This window comes from Bradyrhizobium sp., assembly GCF_035701725.1.
Classification (GTDB): Bacteria; Pseudomonadota; Alphaproteobacteria; order Rhizobiales; family Xanthobacteraceae; genus Bradyrhizobium.
Window position 1 is genome coordinate 1 of sequence record NZ_DASSRP010000097.1, and the last position, 16,122, is coordinate 16,122.

A 16,122-nucleotide genomic window follows, 5' to 3' on the forward strand; every position below is an offset into this window, starting at 1 on the left:
CGATCACACCTGCCTGAAGGGCCGGCTTGCCGAACTTTCCGGCCGTTCGGTGCTGCTTGCGGTCAGCAGCCAGTTCCTTGCGGCGCTCGTCATGCTCGAGATCGACGGCATCGCGAAGCGCATGCTGCTGTGCCCGCCGGATCTCAACCCTGATTACCTGCAGGCCATCGTTGAAGATGCCGAAATCGACGCCGTCGTCACCGACCAGCCGGAGCGCTTCGGGAACTGCGGCATTGCTCTGATCGTCACCGCCGGTGCGGAGCTGCAGCCAGCGCCCCGCGCCAGGACCGAGCGCGCCACCGAATGGCTGATGCTCACCTCGGGGACGCTCGGCCTGCCGAAGATCGTCGGTCACACGCTCGAGGGCCTGACCGGCGCGATCGCGGCCGATAGTGCGGCCCGCGGCGTTCGCCCGATCTGGGCGACGTTCTACGACATCCGCCGCTATGGCGGCTTGCAGATTTTCCTGCGCGCGGTGATCGGCGGCGGGTCGCTGGTGCTGTCGGAGGCTGGCGAAGCGCTTGCTGACCATGTCGCGCGCCTCAATGAAAACGCCGTCACGCATATTTCCGGTACGCCCTCGCATTGGCGCAAGCTCTTGATGAGTGGTGCGGCCTCTGCGTTTTCGCCGAAATATGTCCGTCTCTCCGGCGAAATCGCCGACCAGGCGGTGCTCGACGGTCTGCGGCAGGCCTTTCCTAGTGCCTCGATCGGGCACGCCTATGCCTCGACCGAAGCCGGCGTCGGCTTTGCCGTCAACGACGGGCTTGAAGGCTTTCCGGCCAGCATGATCGGGACCAGCCGCGACGGCGTCGAGATGAAGGTCGTGGACGGCTGCTTGCAGATTCGTTCGCGCCGCGCCGCGCATGCTTATGTCGGCCGCCGGGCCGCCGCGCTGACGGACAACGACGGTTTCGTCGATACCGGCGACATGGTCGAATTGCGCGGCGACCGCTATCACTTCGTCGGCCGCCGCGGCGGCATCATCAATATCGGTGGTCTCAAGGTTCACCCCGAGGAAATCGAAGCGATCATCAACCGGCATGACGCCGTGCGCATGTCGCGCGTCAAGGCGCGCAAGAGCCCGATCACCGGCGCGATCGTGGTCGCCGATGTGGTGCTGGCCGACGGTGGCGATGCAAGCCGGGCCGACGAAATCAAGAAAGCCATCATCGCCGATTGCAGCGCTCACCTCGCGCCCCACAAAGTGCCTGCCATGATCAAGTTCGTCGACAAGCTCGAGATCACGGCAGCCGGAAAGCTCGCGCGCACAGATGCATAACGTTCTGGTCACAGGCGGCAGCCGCGGCATCGGGCTCGCGATCGCACAGAGGCTGGCCGGCGCCGGCTATCATGTGATCGCGGTCGCCCGCCGCGAAAGCGACGATCTGCGGACAGCGATCGACGCGGCCGCCAAACAAGGCTTCGGTCGCATTGCATTTCGCGCCTTTGACCTCAGCGAGGTCGACGGCATTCCTGCGTTCGTGAAAAGCCTGCGCGACGAATTCGGCGCGATCTATGGCCTCGTCAACAATGCCGGTCTCGGCACCGAGGGCCTGCTCGCGACGATGCACAATAGCGAGATCGAAGCGCTGTTGCGCCTCAACGTGCTCTCGCCGATCATCCTGACCAAATACGTGGTGCGCCACATGATGGCGGATGGCGGCGGCGGGCGCGTCATCAACATGTCGTCCATCATCGCCTCCACTGGTTATAACGGGTTGTCGGTCTATGGCGCGACCAAGGCGGCGGCAACCGGCTTCACGCGCTCGCTCGCCCGCGAGGTCGGCAAGCTCGGCATTACCGTGAATGCGATCGCGCCGGGCTTCATCGACACCGAACTGACCCATAGCCTCGGCGCCGAGCAGCGCCAGCGCATTGCCGGCCGCAGCGCATTGCGCCGGTTGTCGGAGACGGACGACGTCGCCAGCATGGTCGAATATCTGCTCGGCGAGGGCGGCCGCAATATCACCGGCACGGTCCTCACTGTCGATGCCGGCAATACGGCCTGACCATCCGAACGCTTCAATTCGGCGATCCGTCGATATAGCCTGATCGGCGCCCGTGAGGACTTCGGCGGGTGGATTTTGCGCTGAACCCAAGATCCCGGTCGTCCCGTATCTCTTGCCAAAACCTCACAACGATTGCGCGCCATGAATGCATCGAGCGGCAGCGACGAGTTTTACGGAAGGGTACCCGTCTTTCGCGGCTTTACGCGGCTGATGGACCCACAGCTCTATTCGCCGCTGCCGGACGACTGGAGCATCGGGGTCGCCGATATCGTCGGGTCCACCCAGGCGATCGCGCAGGCACGCTACAAGGCGGTGAACATGGCGGGCGCGGCCGTGATCGCCGCCATCACCAATGCGCTCGAAGGTCGCGAATTTCCGTTCGTGTTCGGTGGCGATGGCGCGAGCTTTGCGGTTGCGCCCGGTGATCTCGAACGCGCGCGCGAGGCGCTGGCGGCAACGGCCGCGTGGGTGCGGCAAGACCTCGATCTCGAGATGCGGGTGGCGCTCATACCCCTCATAGCGATCCGCGCGCAAGGCTTCGATGTCCGTGTGGCGCGTTTTGGACCATCGGCCAATCTCTCCTATGCGATGTTTTCCGGCGGCGGTCTCGGCTGGGCGGAGACCGCGATGAAGCGCGGCGAGTTCGCGGTCGCGCCGGCGCCACCCGGTACGCAGCCCGATCTCTCGGGGCTCTCATGCCGATTTGAGGAAATACCGGCGGTGCGCGGGCTGATTCTTTCGGTGCTGGTGATGCCCGTCAAAGACGCAGATCCGGCCGCCTATCGCAAACTGATCGAGGACATCGTTGCGCTGGTCGAACGCAGCCCCGATGCCGGCCGGCCAGTACCGCCGGGCGGTCCGCCGCTGCGCTGGCCGCCGCAAGGCGTCGAATTCGAGGCGCGGGCAAAGCGCGGAGGGTCGCTGTTCAAACGGCGGCTCGGCGTATTCGGCTGGACTCTGTTTTATTATTTGATCATGCGCTTTGGCATCAAGGTCGGCGGTTTCGTGCCGCAGGTCTATGTGCGGCAGGTGGTCGAGAATTCCGACTTCCGCAAATACGACGATGCCTTGAGGATGGTGCTCGATTGCACGCCGGAGCTCGAGCAGGCGTTGAGCGCGCGGCTTGAGGCTGCAGCGTCAGCCGATATCGCGCGTTATGGCCTGTACCGGCAGGACGCGGCGATGATGACCTGCTTCACGCCGTCGGCGGTGCGCAGCGACCACGTGCACTTCATCGACGGCGCACGCGGCGGCTACGCTTCGGCGGCGAGCGCGCTCAAGGCAACGCTGGCGCCGCGGTCCTGATCTCGCATCAGCGCGAGCGGCTCCATTCTTCGCCGCCGCAAAGCCCGGCGCCGACGCAGCCCTCGACTTTCAGCGTGCTCGGCCCGGTTACGGAAATCTTGCTGGCATAGGTCTTGCCGTCGTCGGCGTTATAGATCTGGCCCGCCCATTGATTGGGTCCGGTCGGGTGCATGCCCGAAAACAGCGGCAGTCCGATAATCGGCCGCTTGGCGAGGGAGGGATTCGGATTCTTGTCGTCGACCTGCGGCTTTCCGGTCGCCGGATCGATCGGCTCCCTCAGCCAGACCACCACGCCGCAAATCCCGGCGCCACACTTCGAGACGCGCACTTTTGCATCACCTTGTTGGGTCAGCCAGATGCCATCGGGGCCAGCACTTTGAGCCTTGGCCGGCACTGCCATGAACAATGCCGCGGCGATCGCGACGACGAACTCAAACCTGCAAGACATGTATCTCTCCAGAAATGGCGCGCATGCATAGCAACAAAAAGCTGGCGCGCAAATCCATCACCATGGCAAACCACACATGTCGAGCGTGCCGAGCGTCGGCGCGCGCCGCTTAAGGTCGAGCACCAACGGCGCCATGGCCTCAAAGCGAATTTTACCGCCGGGCTGCTCGGCATAAACTGCTCCGGTAAAGGGATGCCAGCCACGCGATCGATAGAATTCGAAATTGTGCGGTTCGCAAAACAGAAGTGCAAACTGTGCGGCGTCATGGTCGCGCATGGTGTGGACGGCGGCCTCGAGCGCGAGGCTGGCATAACCGCGGCGGCGATGATCGGCACGGGTGGCAACCCCGCCGATGCCGCCGATATGCACCTTCTGCCCATTCCAGGTCACGGTCCTGAAGAAGATGCCGGCATGGCAAGCGAGCGTGCCGTCATCGGTCTCGATCATCACGCGCAGGTCCGCGCTCGCCCATTTGACCTGGCCCCACGAGAGCTTGTCCATTTCGGCGGGCGGCCACACCCGGTCCAGTAGCTCCCTGGCTCGCGGCCGGCCTTCGTCGCCGCTGACGATCTCGATTTCGATGCTCATGAGGAGAAGCCGACGGGTTGATCCGGGTAAATTCAGTGTGTCTAAGAGGGTTGGAACCTTCTATAAGGGTTCTCGTTAGCCATCGTCTCCCACTATTTTCGGACATGACCCCATGACCTTCACGCTTCCCGACCTTCCCTATGCCTATGACGCCCTCGCGCCGCATATGTCGAAGGAAACGCTGGAATTTCACCACGACAAGCATCACCAGGCCTATGTGACCAACGGCAACAATCTGCTGAAGGGCACCGAATTCGAGGGCAAGTCCCTGGAGGAGATCGTCAAGGGCTCGTTCGGCAAGAATGCCCCGCTCTTCAACAATGCCGGCCAGCATTACAATCACATCCATTTCTGGAAATGGATGAAGCCCAATGGCGGCGGCAGCAAGCTGCCCGGCCGCCTGGAAAAGAAGATCAACGACGACCTCGGCGGTCTCGAAAAATTCAAGACCGATTTTGCCGCCGCCGGCGCCGGCCAGTTCGGCTCGGGCTGGGCCTGGCTTTCCGTGAAGGGCGGCAAGCTTGAAATCTCCAAGACGCCCAACGGTGAAAATCCGCTGGTGCACGGCGCGACCCCGATTCTCGGCGTCGATGTCTGGGAGCATTCCTACTACATCGATTATCGCAACCGTCGCCCCGATTATCTCAAGGCCTTCGTCGACCACCTCGTGAACTGGGAATATGTCGACGAACTGTTCGGCAAGGCGACCTGATCGGCCAAATCAAATCGACCAAGTCAGCGGTCTCACAAAAAGCGGCAGCGGCAGGCTGCCGCTTTTTTCGTCGGCATTGCTGCCGGCTCCTACCGCTGATCTGAAGTCCCTGCAGTGCGCGCTGGCGATCTCTTGGGAACTTCAGCTTGCGAGGCCGGCGCCGTTCCGGCAAAGCTTGAGTGGCCGGCAGCTTGGATTTGGAATCTCGCGATGAACTATCTTCTGGTCTTTATCGGCGGCGGCCTCGGCTCGTGCCTGCGCCATGCGGTGAACGTGATTTGCCCGCGCTTTCTCGGCACCAATTTCCCGTATCACACCTTCATCATCAACATCACCGGCTCGACCATCATGGGCCTCATCGCAGGCTATCTTGCCTTCAAGGGCGATGCCGCCCAGTCCTGGCGGCTATTCATCATGACCGGCATCTTGGGCGGCTACACCACTTTCTCGGCGTTTTCGCTGGATGCGGGCCTGCTTTATGAGCGCGGCGCCGTGGGGCTGGCCGCCCTCTACGTTCTGGGGTCGGTGATCCTGTCCCTGACCGGCCTTTTTGCCGGGCTGGCCATCGTTCGCAGCCTGGCCTGAGGGGTCGTTCCCGTCGTCCCGATAGACGTCTCGAATGTTATAATATAACATTCGGAGATGGTAACGCCCCATCCCCATGGTCACGATCACGGCCATTCGCACCACCATGCGCACAGCCACGGCCCGGCGGCGCCACACCCGGCGCAGGCCGTCACCTGGTCGATCTTGCGCATGACGGTGCTGGCGCGCTTGACGGCCGCAGTCGCCGTCAGCGCGGCGCTCTGGGCCTTCGTATGGGTCGCAATGAAGTGACGATGTCGCCGCTCGTGCAATTTCGCGATGTTACGCTGGGCTATGACCGGCACCCGGCCGTGCACCATTTGAATGGTGAGATCGCCACCGGCGCCTTGCTCGCCGTCATCGGTCCGAATGGCGCCGGCAAGTCGACGCTGTTTCGCGGGCTGGTCGGAATCCTCAAGCCGCTCTCGGGCACGATCCTGACAGGCGGCATCGATTGCAAGGACATCGCCTATCTGCCGCAGACGGCCGATATCGACCGCAGCTTTCCGATTTCGGTGTTCGATTTCGTCGGCACCGGGCTGTGGCGCCGGATCGGCTTCTTCGGCGGCGTCGGCAAGGGCGCGCGCGAAAACATCGCGCAAGCCCTGGCCGCGGTCGGCCTGAGCGGGTTCGAGAACCGCGGCATCGGCACGCTGTCGGGCGGACAGATGCAGCGCATGCTGTTTGCACGGGTCTTGTTGCAGGATGCGCGGCTGATTGTGCTCGATGAGCCCTTCAACGCCATCGACGCCAAGACCTCGGCCGACCTTTTGGCGCTGGTCAAACGATGGCACGCCGAAGGGCGGACCGTGCTTGCGGCGCTACACGACATGGATCTCGTCCGCGCACATTTTCCGCAGACGCTGTTGCTGGCGCGCGGCAGGGTCGCCTGGGGCGCGACAGCTGAGGTTTTGACGGCGGAGAATCTCGCCGAGGCGCGGCGGATGTGCGAGGCCTTCGACGATCACGCGGTTGCGTGCGTGGCCGATGAAGACGCATCAAGGGCTGCGTAAGCGATGATTTACGACGCGCTGATCGCGCCCTTCCTCGAATTCGAATTCATGCGCCGGGCGCTTGTGGCCGTGGTGGCGCTTTCGCTCGGCGCGGCCCCCATCGGCGTGTTCCTGATGCTGCGGCGGATGAGCCTTGTCGGCGATGCGATGGCGCATGCCATTCTGCCCGGGGCGGCGATCGGCTTTCTGCTCTCCGGGCTCAATCTGTTTGCGATGACGGCCGGCGGGCTGATCGCGGGATTTGCGGTGGCGCTTTTGTCAGGCCTGGTGGCGCGCGCCACCGATCTGAAGGAGGACGCCTCGCTCGCAACCTTCTATCTCGCCTCACTCGCGCTCGGCGTCACCATCGTCTCGGTCAAGGGTACCAATATCGATCTGTTGCACGTTCTGTTCGGCAATATTCTTGCAATGGATGACCAGACGCTGCTGGTGGTCGCGTTCAATGCCACGCTCACCTTGGTCGTGCTTGCGGTGATTTACCGGCCGCTGGTGATCGAAAGCGTTGATCCGCTGTTTCTGCGCACCGTGAGCCGCGCCGGCGGCGTTGCGCATCTGACCTTTCTCGGACTCGTCGTCGTCAATCTCGTCAACGGTTTTCAGGCGCTGGGTACGCTGCTGGCGGTCGGCCTGATGATTCTGCCCGCCGGCATCGCCCGGTTCTGGTCGCGCGAGCTCACCGGCATGATCACCATTGCGGTCGCGAGCGCGATGTTGTCCGGCTATGCCGGACTGGTGCTGTCGTTCCAGACCCGCATTCCCTCAGGGCCGGCGATCATCCTGGTATCTGCCGTGCTCTACGTCGTCTCGATCCTGTTTGGCAATGTTCGCGGCGTGGTCCGGCAACTGTTTCCCGCGCCCCATCTGGAAGCGTGAGGCGGCCGATGCGATGCTGGCGTGGACTTTTGTTTGCATTGGCGCTGTTGGCCGGCGCTGCCCCGGTGCACGCGCAGACGCGCCTCAAGGTGGTTGCGAGCTTTTCGATCCTGGGCGATTTCGTCAGGAACGTCGGCGGCGACCGGGTCGAGGTGACGACGCTGGTCGGTCCGGACAGTGACGTGCACGTCTATGCGCCGGCGCCGGCGGACGTGCGCAGGATCGCGGATGCGAAACTGCTCGTCGTCAACGGGTTTGGCCTTGAGGGCTGGCTGCCGCGGCTCATTCAGGCTGCGGGAAGCAAGGCCTCCATCGTCACGGCGAGCGAAGGCATCGCGCCGCTGAAGGCCGGCTCCGATGCCGACCCGCATGCCTGGCAGTCGGTCGCCAACGCAGAAAAATACGTCGCCAATATCCGCGATGCGCTCGCCGCCGCCGACCCGGCGGATGCGGAGACTTTTCGTCAAAATGCGCAAGACTATTTGGCCCGGCTCGAGGCGCTCGATCGCGAGACGCGGCAGGCGATCGGAGATATCCCCGAAAGTCGCCGCAGGGTGATCTCGACCCACGATGCCTTCGGCTATTTTGCCGCCCGCTACGGCATCCAGTTCATTGCCCCGATCGGGGTCTCGACCGAGGCCGAGCCGAGCGCGCGGGACGTTGCGACAATCATCGCCCAGGTGAAAGCCGAGCACATCCCGGCTGTCTTCCTGGAACGGATCGGCGACCCCCGTCTGATGCGCCGGATTTCGCAAGAGACCGGGGCCAGGGTCGGCGGGACGCTCTATTCCGACAGCCTGACCGATGAAAAGGGCGATGCCCCCACTTACATTGACATGGTCAGGCACAATATAAGAACGCTGACCAGCGCGCTGAAGGAATAGGGTCGAAATGGCCCTCCGCTTAGCGCTTCCACTACCGTTTCCCGCGGAGCCATTATGTCGGAACTGACGTCCCAAAAGATCCCTGTGACCGTGCTGACGGGCTATCTCGGCGCCGGCAAGACCACGCTGCTCAACCGCATCCTGTCGGAAAACCACGGCAAGAAATACGCCGTCATCGTCAATGAATTCGGCGAGATCGGTATCGACAATGACCTGATCATCGGCGCCGACGAAGAAGTCTTCGAGATGAACAACGGCTGCGTCTGCTGCACGGTGCGCGGCGATCTCGTGCGCATTCTCGACGGCCTGATGAAGCGCAAGGGCAAGTTCGACGCCATCATCGTCGAGACCACGGGCCTTGCCGATCCGGCGCCCGTTGCACAGACCTTCTTCGTCGACGAAGACGTGCAGAAGAATGCGCGGCTCGATGCCGTGGTGACGGTCGCCGACGCAAAGTGGCTGAGCGATCGCTTGAAGGATGCGCCGGAAGCCAAGAACCAGATCGCGTTCGCCGACGTGATCGTGCTCAACAAGACCGATCTGGTGTCAAAGCCGGAACTGACCGAAGTCGAGGCGCGCATCCGCGGCATCAACCCCTACGCCAAGCTGCACCGCACCGAGCGGTGCAAGGTGGCGCTGGCCGACGTGCTCGAGCGCGGCGCGTTCGACCTCGACCGCATCCTGGAGATCGAGCCGGATTTCCTCGAGGAGGACGATCACGATCATCATCACGACCATGATCACCACCATCATGATCACGGTCATCACCACCACGACCATGACCACGGGCATGGCCTGAAGCACTATCACGACGAGGACATGCAATCGCTGTCGCTGTCCAGCGAGAAGCCGCTCGATCCCTCTAAATTCATGCCCTGGCTGCAAAACCTGGTGGCGAGCGAAGGCCAGAAGATCCTGCGCTCGAAAGGCATTCTCGCATTCCATGACGACGACGAGCGTTACGTGTTTCAGGGTGTGCACATGATGCTGGAAGGCGATCATCAGCGGCCATGGAAGGACGGCGAGCCGCGCGTCAGCCGCCTTGTCTTCATCGGCCGCGAGCTGCCGGAAGCGGCCATCCGCGAAGGCTTCGAAAGCTGTATCGTTACGCAATGACCGATTTCGAGCCCGGAGATTCTGCCTCCATCGTTTCCGTGACTGACAAGGTGCGCGCGCTCGCGATCGGCGCGCCGGTGAGCGCGGTGCATTTCCTCGGACGGACCGCGGCCTTCGTTGGGGCCGAGGAAAATATCTTCGTTGTCGCCGGCGAAGCCGAGCCCGTGGCTATTCCCGTGCACGGCGGCGGCATTCTGTGCGCGAGCTCCGACGGCAAGCGTATCGTCACCGGCGGCGATGACGGCAAGGTCGCTGCGCTCGATGCCAAAGGCGCGGTGACGGTAATCGCGAGCGACGCCAAGCGGCGCTGGATCGACAATGTCGCGCTTCATCCGGACGGCGCGGTGGCGTGGTCGGCGGGCAAGACGGCCTTTGTCCGCAGCGGGGACAATCAGGAAAAGTCGCTCGATGTGCCCTCGACCGTCGGCGGGCTTGGTTTCGCGCCGAAGGGCCTGCGGCTCGCGATCGCGCACTACAACGGCGTGACGCTGTGGTTTCCCAACATGGCCGCAACGCCCGAGTTTCTGCCATGGGCCGGCTCGCATCTGGCGGTGATGTTCAGCCCCGATAACAAGTTCCTGGTGACCGCGATGCACGAGCCGGCGCTGCACGGCTGGCGGCTTGCCGACAACAGGCACATGCGCATGACCGGCTATCCAGGCCGCGTGCGCTCGATGGCGTGGACTGCGGGAGGCAAGGCGCTCGCGACTTCGGGCGCCGACATGGTCATCATGTGGCCGTTCGCCAGCAAGGATGGCCCGATGGGCAAGGAGCCGGCGATGCTGGCGCCGTTGAAGGCGCGCGTGACCGCTGTCGCCTGTCATCCCGATCAGGCGATCCTGGTTTGCGGATATAGCGATGGCACCGTGCTGATGGTGCGCATGGCCGATGGCGCCGAAATTCTCGTTCGCAAGAATGGCGGCGCCGCGATCGCGGGGCTTGCCTGGAACGCCAAGGGCACCTTGCTGGCGTTCGCGGCCGAAGACGGCGAAGCCGGCATTCTTGAACTCTGATGCGCGAAGGTTCCGCGCCAAACGGTCAATTCTGGGATTCGCATCCCGCCAGTTCCCGGGAACAACGCTTTCCAGCCTCCGTTAATGCCCACGAACCTGATTGTGGGTGATGCGCGATGCTGAACGATCGAAAGCGCCGGATGGATTTCCTGGTCGCGTCGGCCATGCTGGTGTCGGGACTGATGCTGACCGGCTACTCGCTGGTCGCGGTCGCGCGCACCAACGTTCAGTTGGCGCAGGGAACGCCGCCCTTGCAGGGCACGCCGGCGCCCGCGACCAGCGACAAGCCGGCCGAATCCAAGCCCGGTGGCACCCGTCCGACGACGCCCGCGCCCGAGCCGGCACGCCCTGACACGCAGGCGCAGCAGGAAGGCGCCAAGCCCGCACTGCCGCCGGCGCCGCCGGAGAAGATGGCGCCGCCGATCCAGCAAAAGCAATGAAACGTTCATTGGCGATCGTGCGCGCCCCTCGCATGCCTGCACCTTGAGCACGGCCGACGCCTGTTCTTTTGTCTCGCTAGTGACACCTTGTTGCCTCATGCTGCACGGGCGCTGAAGAGAGGCGCGAGTGACAAACAGCAAGTGACCAGACAAAGGGGCGATCATGAAGATCGAGGACGTCCGGCGAAACGCCTATTCCATGCCGCTGACCAATCCTGCGTTTCCGCCGGGACCTTACCGCTTCTTCAACCGCGAATATTTTGTCATCAGCTATCGTACCGATCCGGAAGCGCTTGCCGCCGTCGTGCCCGAGCCGCTCGAAGTGACCGAGGCCGTCGTCAAGTACGAATTCATCCGCATGCCCGATTCAACCGGCTTCGGCGACTACACCGAAACCGGTCAGGTGATCCCGGTTCGGTTCAAGGGCGAGGAGGGCGCCTATACCCATGCGATGTATCTCGACGACGAAGGGCCGATCGCGGGTGGGCGTGAGCTCTGGGGATTTCCCAAAAAGCTTGCCAGGCCCAAGATCGAGGTGGAAAGCGACGTGCTGGTCGGCACGCTGCACTATGGCTCGGTGCTCTGTGCGTCCGCCACCATGGGCTACAAGCATCGGCCCGTCGATCACGACACCGTGCTGAAGGGAATGAAGGCGCCGAATTTCATTCTCAAGATCGTGCCGCATGTGGACGGCAGCGCGCGAATTTGCGAGCTGGTGCGCTTTCATCTCGAAGACATCACGCTCAAGGAAGCCTGGACCGGCCCGGCGGCGCTTGGCCTGTTTCCGCACGCGCTCGCCGACGTCGCGCGGCTGCCGGTGCGCGAGGTGATCTCGGCGCTGCATTTCAAGGCCGATTTGACACTGGGGCTGGGCAGCGTGGCCTTTGACTATATGGCGAAGTGACCAACGCGTCTTGCACCGTCATACCCGGCGCAAGGCCGGGCACGACAACGATCCAGATCTCACCGCAGGATTGAATCGAGAGTCAGTCGTCGCCAAAAAAGCCGAACCGTGGCCGCGGTTCGTTGATGACGCGGGGACCGTCATCATCGCCGAACAATCCGAAACGTCGTGGGCGCGGGGCGAAACGCGGCTCGACCATCTCGTCGACCACCTCGCCACGTGGCATCTGTCGCACCACATTGGTCGCCTCGTCTAGCCGGCGTTGATCTTGATCCTGTTGATCCTGGCGTCGGCGGCGTTCGGAGTATCTGCGATCATCTGAAGGTCTGCGGTCCTCGGCGCGCTTGCGGGTAGACTCCTTGCTCTGGCTGGCCGAGCGGGAAACGTCCTTGCTTGGGTCGGGCGCGCGGCCGACCGTAGTGCGTTCGCTGCTCTTCGCGGCAGGCGGATCATCGCTCTTGGCAACCGGTGCAGGCGGGTTCTTCGGTGCGGGGGCGGTCTGCTGCTCCTGAGCGGCCTTCGTATCCGCTTTCTCAGTATTTGTGTTTGTGGTGACGGCGGCCTTGGGCTGCGGCGCCGGTTGCGGATCAGCTGCGGGTGCGGGCGTTACGGTGGAGGCGGGCGTTTCCCGCGAGGCTGCCGTGTTGGACTGTTCCGGCTTTGACGATGCGGCCGACACGGGCGGCGCCTCGGCGTTCGACGGAGCGATCGGACCGGCGCTGACGCGTTCCAGCCGGTTCGGAGGCTGGACCGCGCTGGTCGTGATCATCGCTCCGCCGGCAAACCCTACCGCGATCGCAGCGAAGGCCGTTCCAATGCCAAAAAAATAGGACGAACCGCTGAAAGCCATGGTCGCCTCCTCCAATTTGGAAGAGCAACGCGATGTGCCTATCGGCGTTCCGGGAACTGTGCGGCTCAACTCATTCCACGGTGGCGCGACGCGCCAAACGAGAATGTGCAATTGCACAACGGCGAATCCTAAGGTTCCCGGATGCGATTGTGCGGCGGGGTTCGCTCGCTGCACGCGCGCCCGGGACAGCTTCCGGCGTCACCGCACCAGAACGTTCTTGAATTGCCAGGGATCGCTGGTGTCGATGTCTTCCGGGAACAGGCCGGGGCGATCGGTGAGCGGGGTCCAGTCCGTGTAGTAGCCCTTCACCGGACCGAGATACGGCATCTGGATTTCAAGCAGGCGGTCGTAGTCCATCTCGTCGGCTTCGACGATGCCTTCGTTCGGATGTTCGAGCGCCCACACCATGCCGCCGAGTACGGCCGAGGTCACTTGCAGGCCGGTGGCGTTCTGATAGGGCGCGAGCTTGCGGGTTTCTTCGATCGAGAGCTGCGAGCCGTACCAGTAGGCATTGTTGTCATGGCCGAACAAAAGGACGCCGAGTTCGTCGATGCCGTCCACGATTTCGTTCTCGTCGAGGATATGGTGCTTTTCCTGCATCTTCCCTGCGCGGCCGAACAACTCATGCAGTGACAGCACCGCATCGTCGGCCGGGTGATAGGCGTAGTGGCAGGTTGGCCGATAGATCGCCGCGCCCGATGCATCCCGCACCGTGAAGTAATCGGAGATCGAGATCGACTCGTTGTGGGTGACCAGGAAGCCGTACTGCGGCCCTCGGGTCGGGCACCAGGTGCGCACGCGCGTATTGGCGCCGGGCTGCATCAGGTAGATCGCGGCGCCGCAGCCGGCCTCGTGGGTATGCGCGTTCTCGGGCATCCATTTTTCATGGGTGCCCCAGCCGAGTTCCGATGGCTGCATGCCTTCCGACAGGAAGCCTTCCACCGACCAGGTGTTGACGAAGACATCAGGCTCTTTCGGCTTCTTGGCGCGTTGCGTGTCGCGCTCGGCGATGTGGATGCCCTTGATGCCGGCCTGTCGCATCAGGTCCGCCCACTCGGCCCTGGTCTTCGGCTTGGGGGCGTTGAGCTTCAGATCAGCGGCGACGTTGAGCAGCGCCTGTTTGACGAAAAAGGAGACCATGCCGGGATTGGCGCCGCAGCAGGACACGGCCGTGGTCGAGCCGGCGGGACGCGCTTTCTTGGCAGCGAGCGTCACTTCGCGAAGGGCATAGTTGGAGCGAGCCTCCGGCCCCTTCGAGGAATCGAAATAGAAGCCGAGCCAGGGCTCGTTGACGGTGTCGATATAGAGGGCGCCAAGCTCGTTACAGAGCTCCATGATGTCGGTCGAGCCGGTATCGACCGACAGATTGACGCAAAAGCCCTGGCCGCCGCCTTCGGTGAGCAGCGGGGTCAGCAATTCGCGATAGTTGTCTTTGGTCACGCCCTTCTGGATGAAGCGCACATTGTGCTTCTCGCAATGCGCCTTGCGGCCCTCGTCCTTGGGATCGATCACGGTGATGCGCGACTTGTCGTAGTCGAGATGCCGCTCGATCATCGGCAGGGTACCTTTGCCGATGGAGCCGAAGCCGACCATGACAATGGGACCGGTGATCTTCGCGTAGATCTGCGAGGCGGGGCTCATGGGATAGTCTCTCCGAAAAACGTGCTGACGGATGGTTGGGTTCAGGGGACGCGCCGCTTGGCCGTGACTTCGATCTCGACCTTCATCTCGGGCTTGGCCAGCGCGGTGACGACCAGCAATGTCGCCGCCGGTCTGATATCGCCAAGCACCTCGCCGCAGACCTTGAAATGCTCATCGATATACTTGGCATCGGTGACGTAGTAGGTCGCGCGGACGATATCGGCCATGGTGAAGCCGCCCTCTTTCAAAGTGGCCTCGATGGTCTTGAAGCAGTTGCGTGACTGGCTCGTGACATCGGTGGGCATCGCCATCGTCGCGTAGTCGTAGCCGGTGGTGCCGGCGACAAAGGCGAAATCGCCGTCGATCACGGCGCGGCTGTAACCGACGGTCTTCTCAAGAGGAGAACCGGTCGAGATCAAACGGCGGGACATGGCAGAAAGCCTTCGTTCTTGGTTGCGGGCGGAATTTAACGGCTTTGCCTAACTCAGGGCAAACGGCGTGTCACGTCGGGGGCTGGTGGTGCGGAACCCCAACGCCTTACCAATATGTCGCGGACGATGAGCATGCTCAGCGCCATCAAGAGCATGGTGGTGACGACGGCGCGAAAACGGCTCCGCGTCGCGGCAAGTGCCGCAGGTTGCTTCCTGTGCATCATCGTGCCGCTACGCCGCGCGGGCGCGCAGCGCTTTCCTTGCGGAAAGTGCGGGACCGGTCGCGACGATCATGCCGCCCGCGCCGTCGAGCGCGGCCGGTCGAAGCTCGAGACCGAGCAGGCGATCGCGCTCGAACGGCCCCGGCAGCGACAGTTCGGCCACACGCTCGGCCGAGAAGCCGAAGCGGGTGTAGTAGGGTGCGTCGCCGAGCAGGATCACCGCGCGATGGCCACGCGCGGTCGCCGCCGCGAGCGCGTGGTCCATCAGCGCGGTCCCGACCCCGAACTTGCGGGAGCTGCTATCCACCGCAAGCGGGCCGAGCATGAGCGCCGGGATGCCCCCGGCGCTGACGTGCCACAACCGCAGCGTACCAACCAGGTGGCCCTCCGCCATCGCCGAGAAGGCAAGGCCTTCGGCGGGCGCGCGTCCGTCGCGCAGGCGCTGGCAGGTGCGCAGATGGCGGTTTTGGCCAAAGCAGGCATCGAGCAGCGTTTCACGGGCGACGAGGTCTGATGCCTTCTCCGCACGGATCGCGAACGGAGCGGCTTTCAGGGTGAGGGCGAGGTCGGTGTTCCGAAAAGCAGTCATGGCACGTCAGTCCCCACAGCCCACGGCGCCTAAGCGCCGCGGCTGCGTTGTCCAAATCGGCAATGTCAGGGAGGGAGCCGGTAAACCGGCTCCCGGTTATCGCAAGCCTCAGGGAGGCTAGATCAGATGTGGTAGGTCCTAAGCGGCGGAATGCCGTTGAAGGCCACCGACGAGTAGGTCGACGTATAGGCCCCGGTTCCTTCGATCAGCACCTTGTCGCCGATCTCGAGCGTGACGGGAAGCGGATACGGCATCTTCTCGTACATGACGTCGGCGGAATCGCAGGTGGGCCCAGCGAGCACGCACGGCGTCATTTCTGCCCCGTCATGTGGGGTGCGGATCGCGTAGCGGATCGACTCGTCCATGGTCTCGGCGAGACCGCCGAACTTGCCGATGTCCAGGTACACCCAGCGCACCTCGTCCTCGTCGCTCTTCCTGGAGATCAGGACGACTTCGGACTCGATGATGCCGGCATTGCCGACCATGCCGCGTCCCGG

Annotated in this window: 19 protein-coding genes and 1 pseudogene; 13 read left to right on the top strand and 7 right to left on the bottom strand. The window is 63.4% G+C overall.

Features of this window, described 5'->3' with window-relative positions; translation table 11 throughout:
- From VFL62_RS05210 to VFL62_RS05220, 3 genes are all read left to right on the top strand, one after another.
- Nucleotides 1-1,282, top strand: a 1,282-nt coding sequence (locus VFL62_RS05210) for a fatty acid--CoA ligase family protein (protein ID WP_325171308.1), incomplete at its 5' end; no start/stop codon positions are given.
- Entirely contained in the window at nucleotides 1,275-2,012 is a 738-nt protein-coding gene (locus VFL62_RS05215; RefSeq protein WP_325171309.1) for an SDR family NAD(P)-dependent oxidoreductase, read from the top strand. The genes VFL62_RS05210 and VFL62_RS05215, both read left to right, overlap by 8 nt.
- A gap of 141 nt (nucleotides 2,013-2,153) precedes the next feature.
- Entirely contained in the window at nucleotides 2,154-3,317 is a 1,164-nt protein-coding gene (locus tag VFL62_RS05220) for a DUF3095 domain-containing protein (RefSeq protein ID WP_325171310.1), read from the top strand.
- Between the two features lie 7 nt (nucleotides 3,318-3,324).
- Here the strand turns inward: VFL62_RS05220 and VFL62_RS05225 are convergent, their stop codons facing one another.
- Together VFL62_RS05225 and VFL62_RS05230 are read right to left on the bottom strand one after the other, a co-directional pair.
- Nucleotides 3,325-3,765 carry a DUF2147 domain-containing protein gene (locus tag VFL62_RS05225; RefSeq protein ID WP_325171311.1) on the bottom strand — a complete coding sequence of 147 codons (441 nt, stop codon included), beginning with the start codon at nucleotides 3,763-3,765 and terminating at the stop codon, nucleotides 3,325-3,327.
- A gap of 57 nt (nucleotides 3,766-3,822) precedes the next feature.
- Nucleotides 3,823-4,353: a GNAT family N-acetyltransferase gene (locus tag VFL62_RS05230; RefSeq protein WP_325171312.1), complete on the bottom strand. Its 531-nt coding sequence runs from the start codon at nucleotides 4,351-4,353 to the stop codon at nucleotides 3,823-3,825.
- Nucleotides 4,354-4,465: 112 nt separating this feature from the next.
- Here VFL62_RS05230 and VFL62_RS05235 point away from each other — a divergent pair, with 112 nt between their 5' ends.
- The 10 genes from VFL62_RS05235 to VFL62_RS05280 all read left to right on the top strand — a co-directional run bounded on the left by VFL62_RS05235 (nucleotide 4,466) and on the right by VFL62_RS05280 (nucleotide 11,893).
- Nucleotides 4,466-5,065, top strand: coding sequence for a superoxide dismutase (locus tag VFL62_RS05235; protein WP_325171313.1), 600 nt, complete (start codon nucleotides 4,466-4,468; stop codon nucleotides 5,063-5,065).
- A 210-nt stretch (nucleotides 5,066-5,275) separates the two neighbouring features.
- On the top strand, nucleotides 5,276-5,650 hold the full coding sequence (gene crcB / locus VFL62_RS05240) for a fluoride efflux transporter CrcB (protein WP_325171314.1): 375 nt from the start codon (nucleotides 5,276-5,278) through the stop codon (nucleotides 5,648-5,650).
- A 57-nt stretch (nucleotides 5,651-5,707) separates the two neighbouring features.
- On the top strand, nucleotides 5,708-5,902 hold the full coding sequence (locus tag VFL62_RS05245; RefSeq protein ID WP_325171315.1) for a hypothetical protein: 195 nt from the start codon (nucleotides 5,708-5,710) through the stop codon (nucleotides 5,900-5,902).
- Between the two features lie 2 nt (nucleotides 5,903-5,904).
- Nucleotides 5,905-6,663, top strand: a complete 759-nt coding sequence (locus tag VFL62_RS05250) for an ABC transporter ATP-binding protein (protein ID WP_325171316.1) — start codon at nucleotides 5,905-5,907, stop codon at nucleotides 6,661-6,663.
- A gap of 3 nt (nucleotides 6,664-6,666) precedes the next feature.
- Nucleotides 6,667-7,536: a metal ABC transporter permease gene (locus tag VFL62_RS05255; protein ID WP_325171317.1), complete on the top strand. Its 870-nt coding sequence runs from the start codon at nucleotides 6,667-6,669 to the stop codon at nucleotides 7,534-7,536.
- 8 nt (nucleotides 7,537-7,544) lie between these two features.
- Nucleotides 7,545-8,420 carry a metal ABC transporter substrate-binding protein gene (locus tag VFL62_RS05260; RefSeq protein WP_325171318.1) on the top strand — a complete coding sequence of 292 codons (876 nt, stop codon included), beginning with the start codon at nucleotides 7,545-7,547 and terminating at the stop codon, nucleotides 8,418-8,420.
- A 54-nt stretch (nucleotides 8,421-8,474) separates the two neighbouring features.
- A complete protein-coding gene (locus VFL62_RS05265; RefSeq protein WP_325171319.1) occupies nucleotides 8,475-9,536 on the top strand; it encodes a GTP-binding protein in 1,062 nt (353 codons plus the stop codon).
- Entirely contained in the window at nucleotides 9,533-10,549 is a 1,017-nt protein-coding gene (locus VFL62_RS05270; RefSeq protein ID WP_325171320.1) for a WD40 repeat domain-containing protein, read from the top strand. The genes VFL62_RS05265 and VFL62_RS05270 overlap by 4 nt, the downstream gene beginning before the upstream one ends.
- A 116-nt stretch (nucleotides 10,550-10,665) precedes the next feature.
- The gene (locus tag VFL62_RS05275; RefSeq protein ID WP_325171321.1) at nucleotides 10,666-10,989 is read left to right on the top strand and encodes a hypothetical protein; all 324 of its coding nucleotides are present in this window, start codon (nucleotides 10,666-10,668) and stop codon (nucleotides 10,987-10,989) included.
- 163 nt (nucleotides 10,990-11,152) lie between these two features.
- Entirely contained in the window at nucleotides 11,153-11,893 is a 741-nt protein-coding gene (locus VFL62_RS05280; protein ID WP_325171322.1) for an acetoacetate decarboxylase, read from the top strand.
- An 82-nt stretch (nucleotides 11,894-11,975) separates the two neighbouring features.
- On the opposite strand, the gene VFL62_RS05285 is transcribed toward VFL62_RS05280, so the two are convergent.
- The 5 genes and pseudogenes from VFL62_RS05285 to VFL62_RS05305 form a co-directional block, all read right to left on the bottom strand.
- Entirely contained in the window at nucleotides 11,976-12,860 is an 885-nt protein-coding gene (locus tag VFL62_RS05285) for a hypothetical protein (protein ID WP_325171323.1), read from the bottom strand.
- 81 nt (nucleotides 12,861-12,941) lie between these two features.
- Nucleotides 12,942-14,384, bottom strand: a complete 1,443-nt coding sequence (locus VFL62_RS05290; protein ID WP_325171324.1) for a homospermidine synthase — start codon at nucleotides 14,382-14,384, stop codon at nucleotides 12,942-12,944.
- 41 nt (nucleotides 14,385-14,425) lie between these two features.
- Complete coding sequence (locus VFL62_RS05295; RefSeq protein ID WP_325171325.1) at nucleotides 14,426-14,815, bottom strand: RidA family protein; 390 nt, start codon at nucleotides 14,813-14,815, stop codon at nucleotides 14,426-14,428.
- A 231-nt stretch (nucleotides 14,816-15,046) separates the two neighbouring features.
- Nucleotides 15,047-15,625 carry an N-acetyltransferase gene (locus VFL62_RS05300; RefSeq protein ID WP_325171326.1) on the bottom strand — a complete coding sequence of 193 codons (579 nt, stop codon included), beginning with the start codon at nucleotides 15,623-15,625 and terminating at the stop codon, nucleotides 15,047-15,049.
- A 122-nt stretch (nucleotides 15,626-15,747) separates the two neighbouring features.
- Nucleotides 15,748-16,122 (bottom strand): annotated as a pseudogene (locus VFL62_RS05305) (ornithine decarboxylase); the annotation flags it as partial.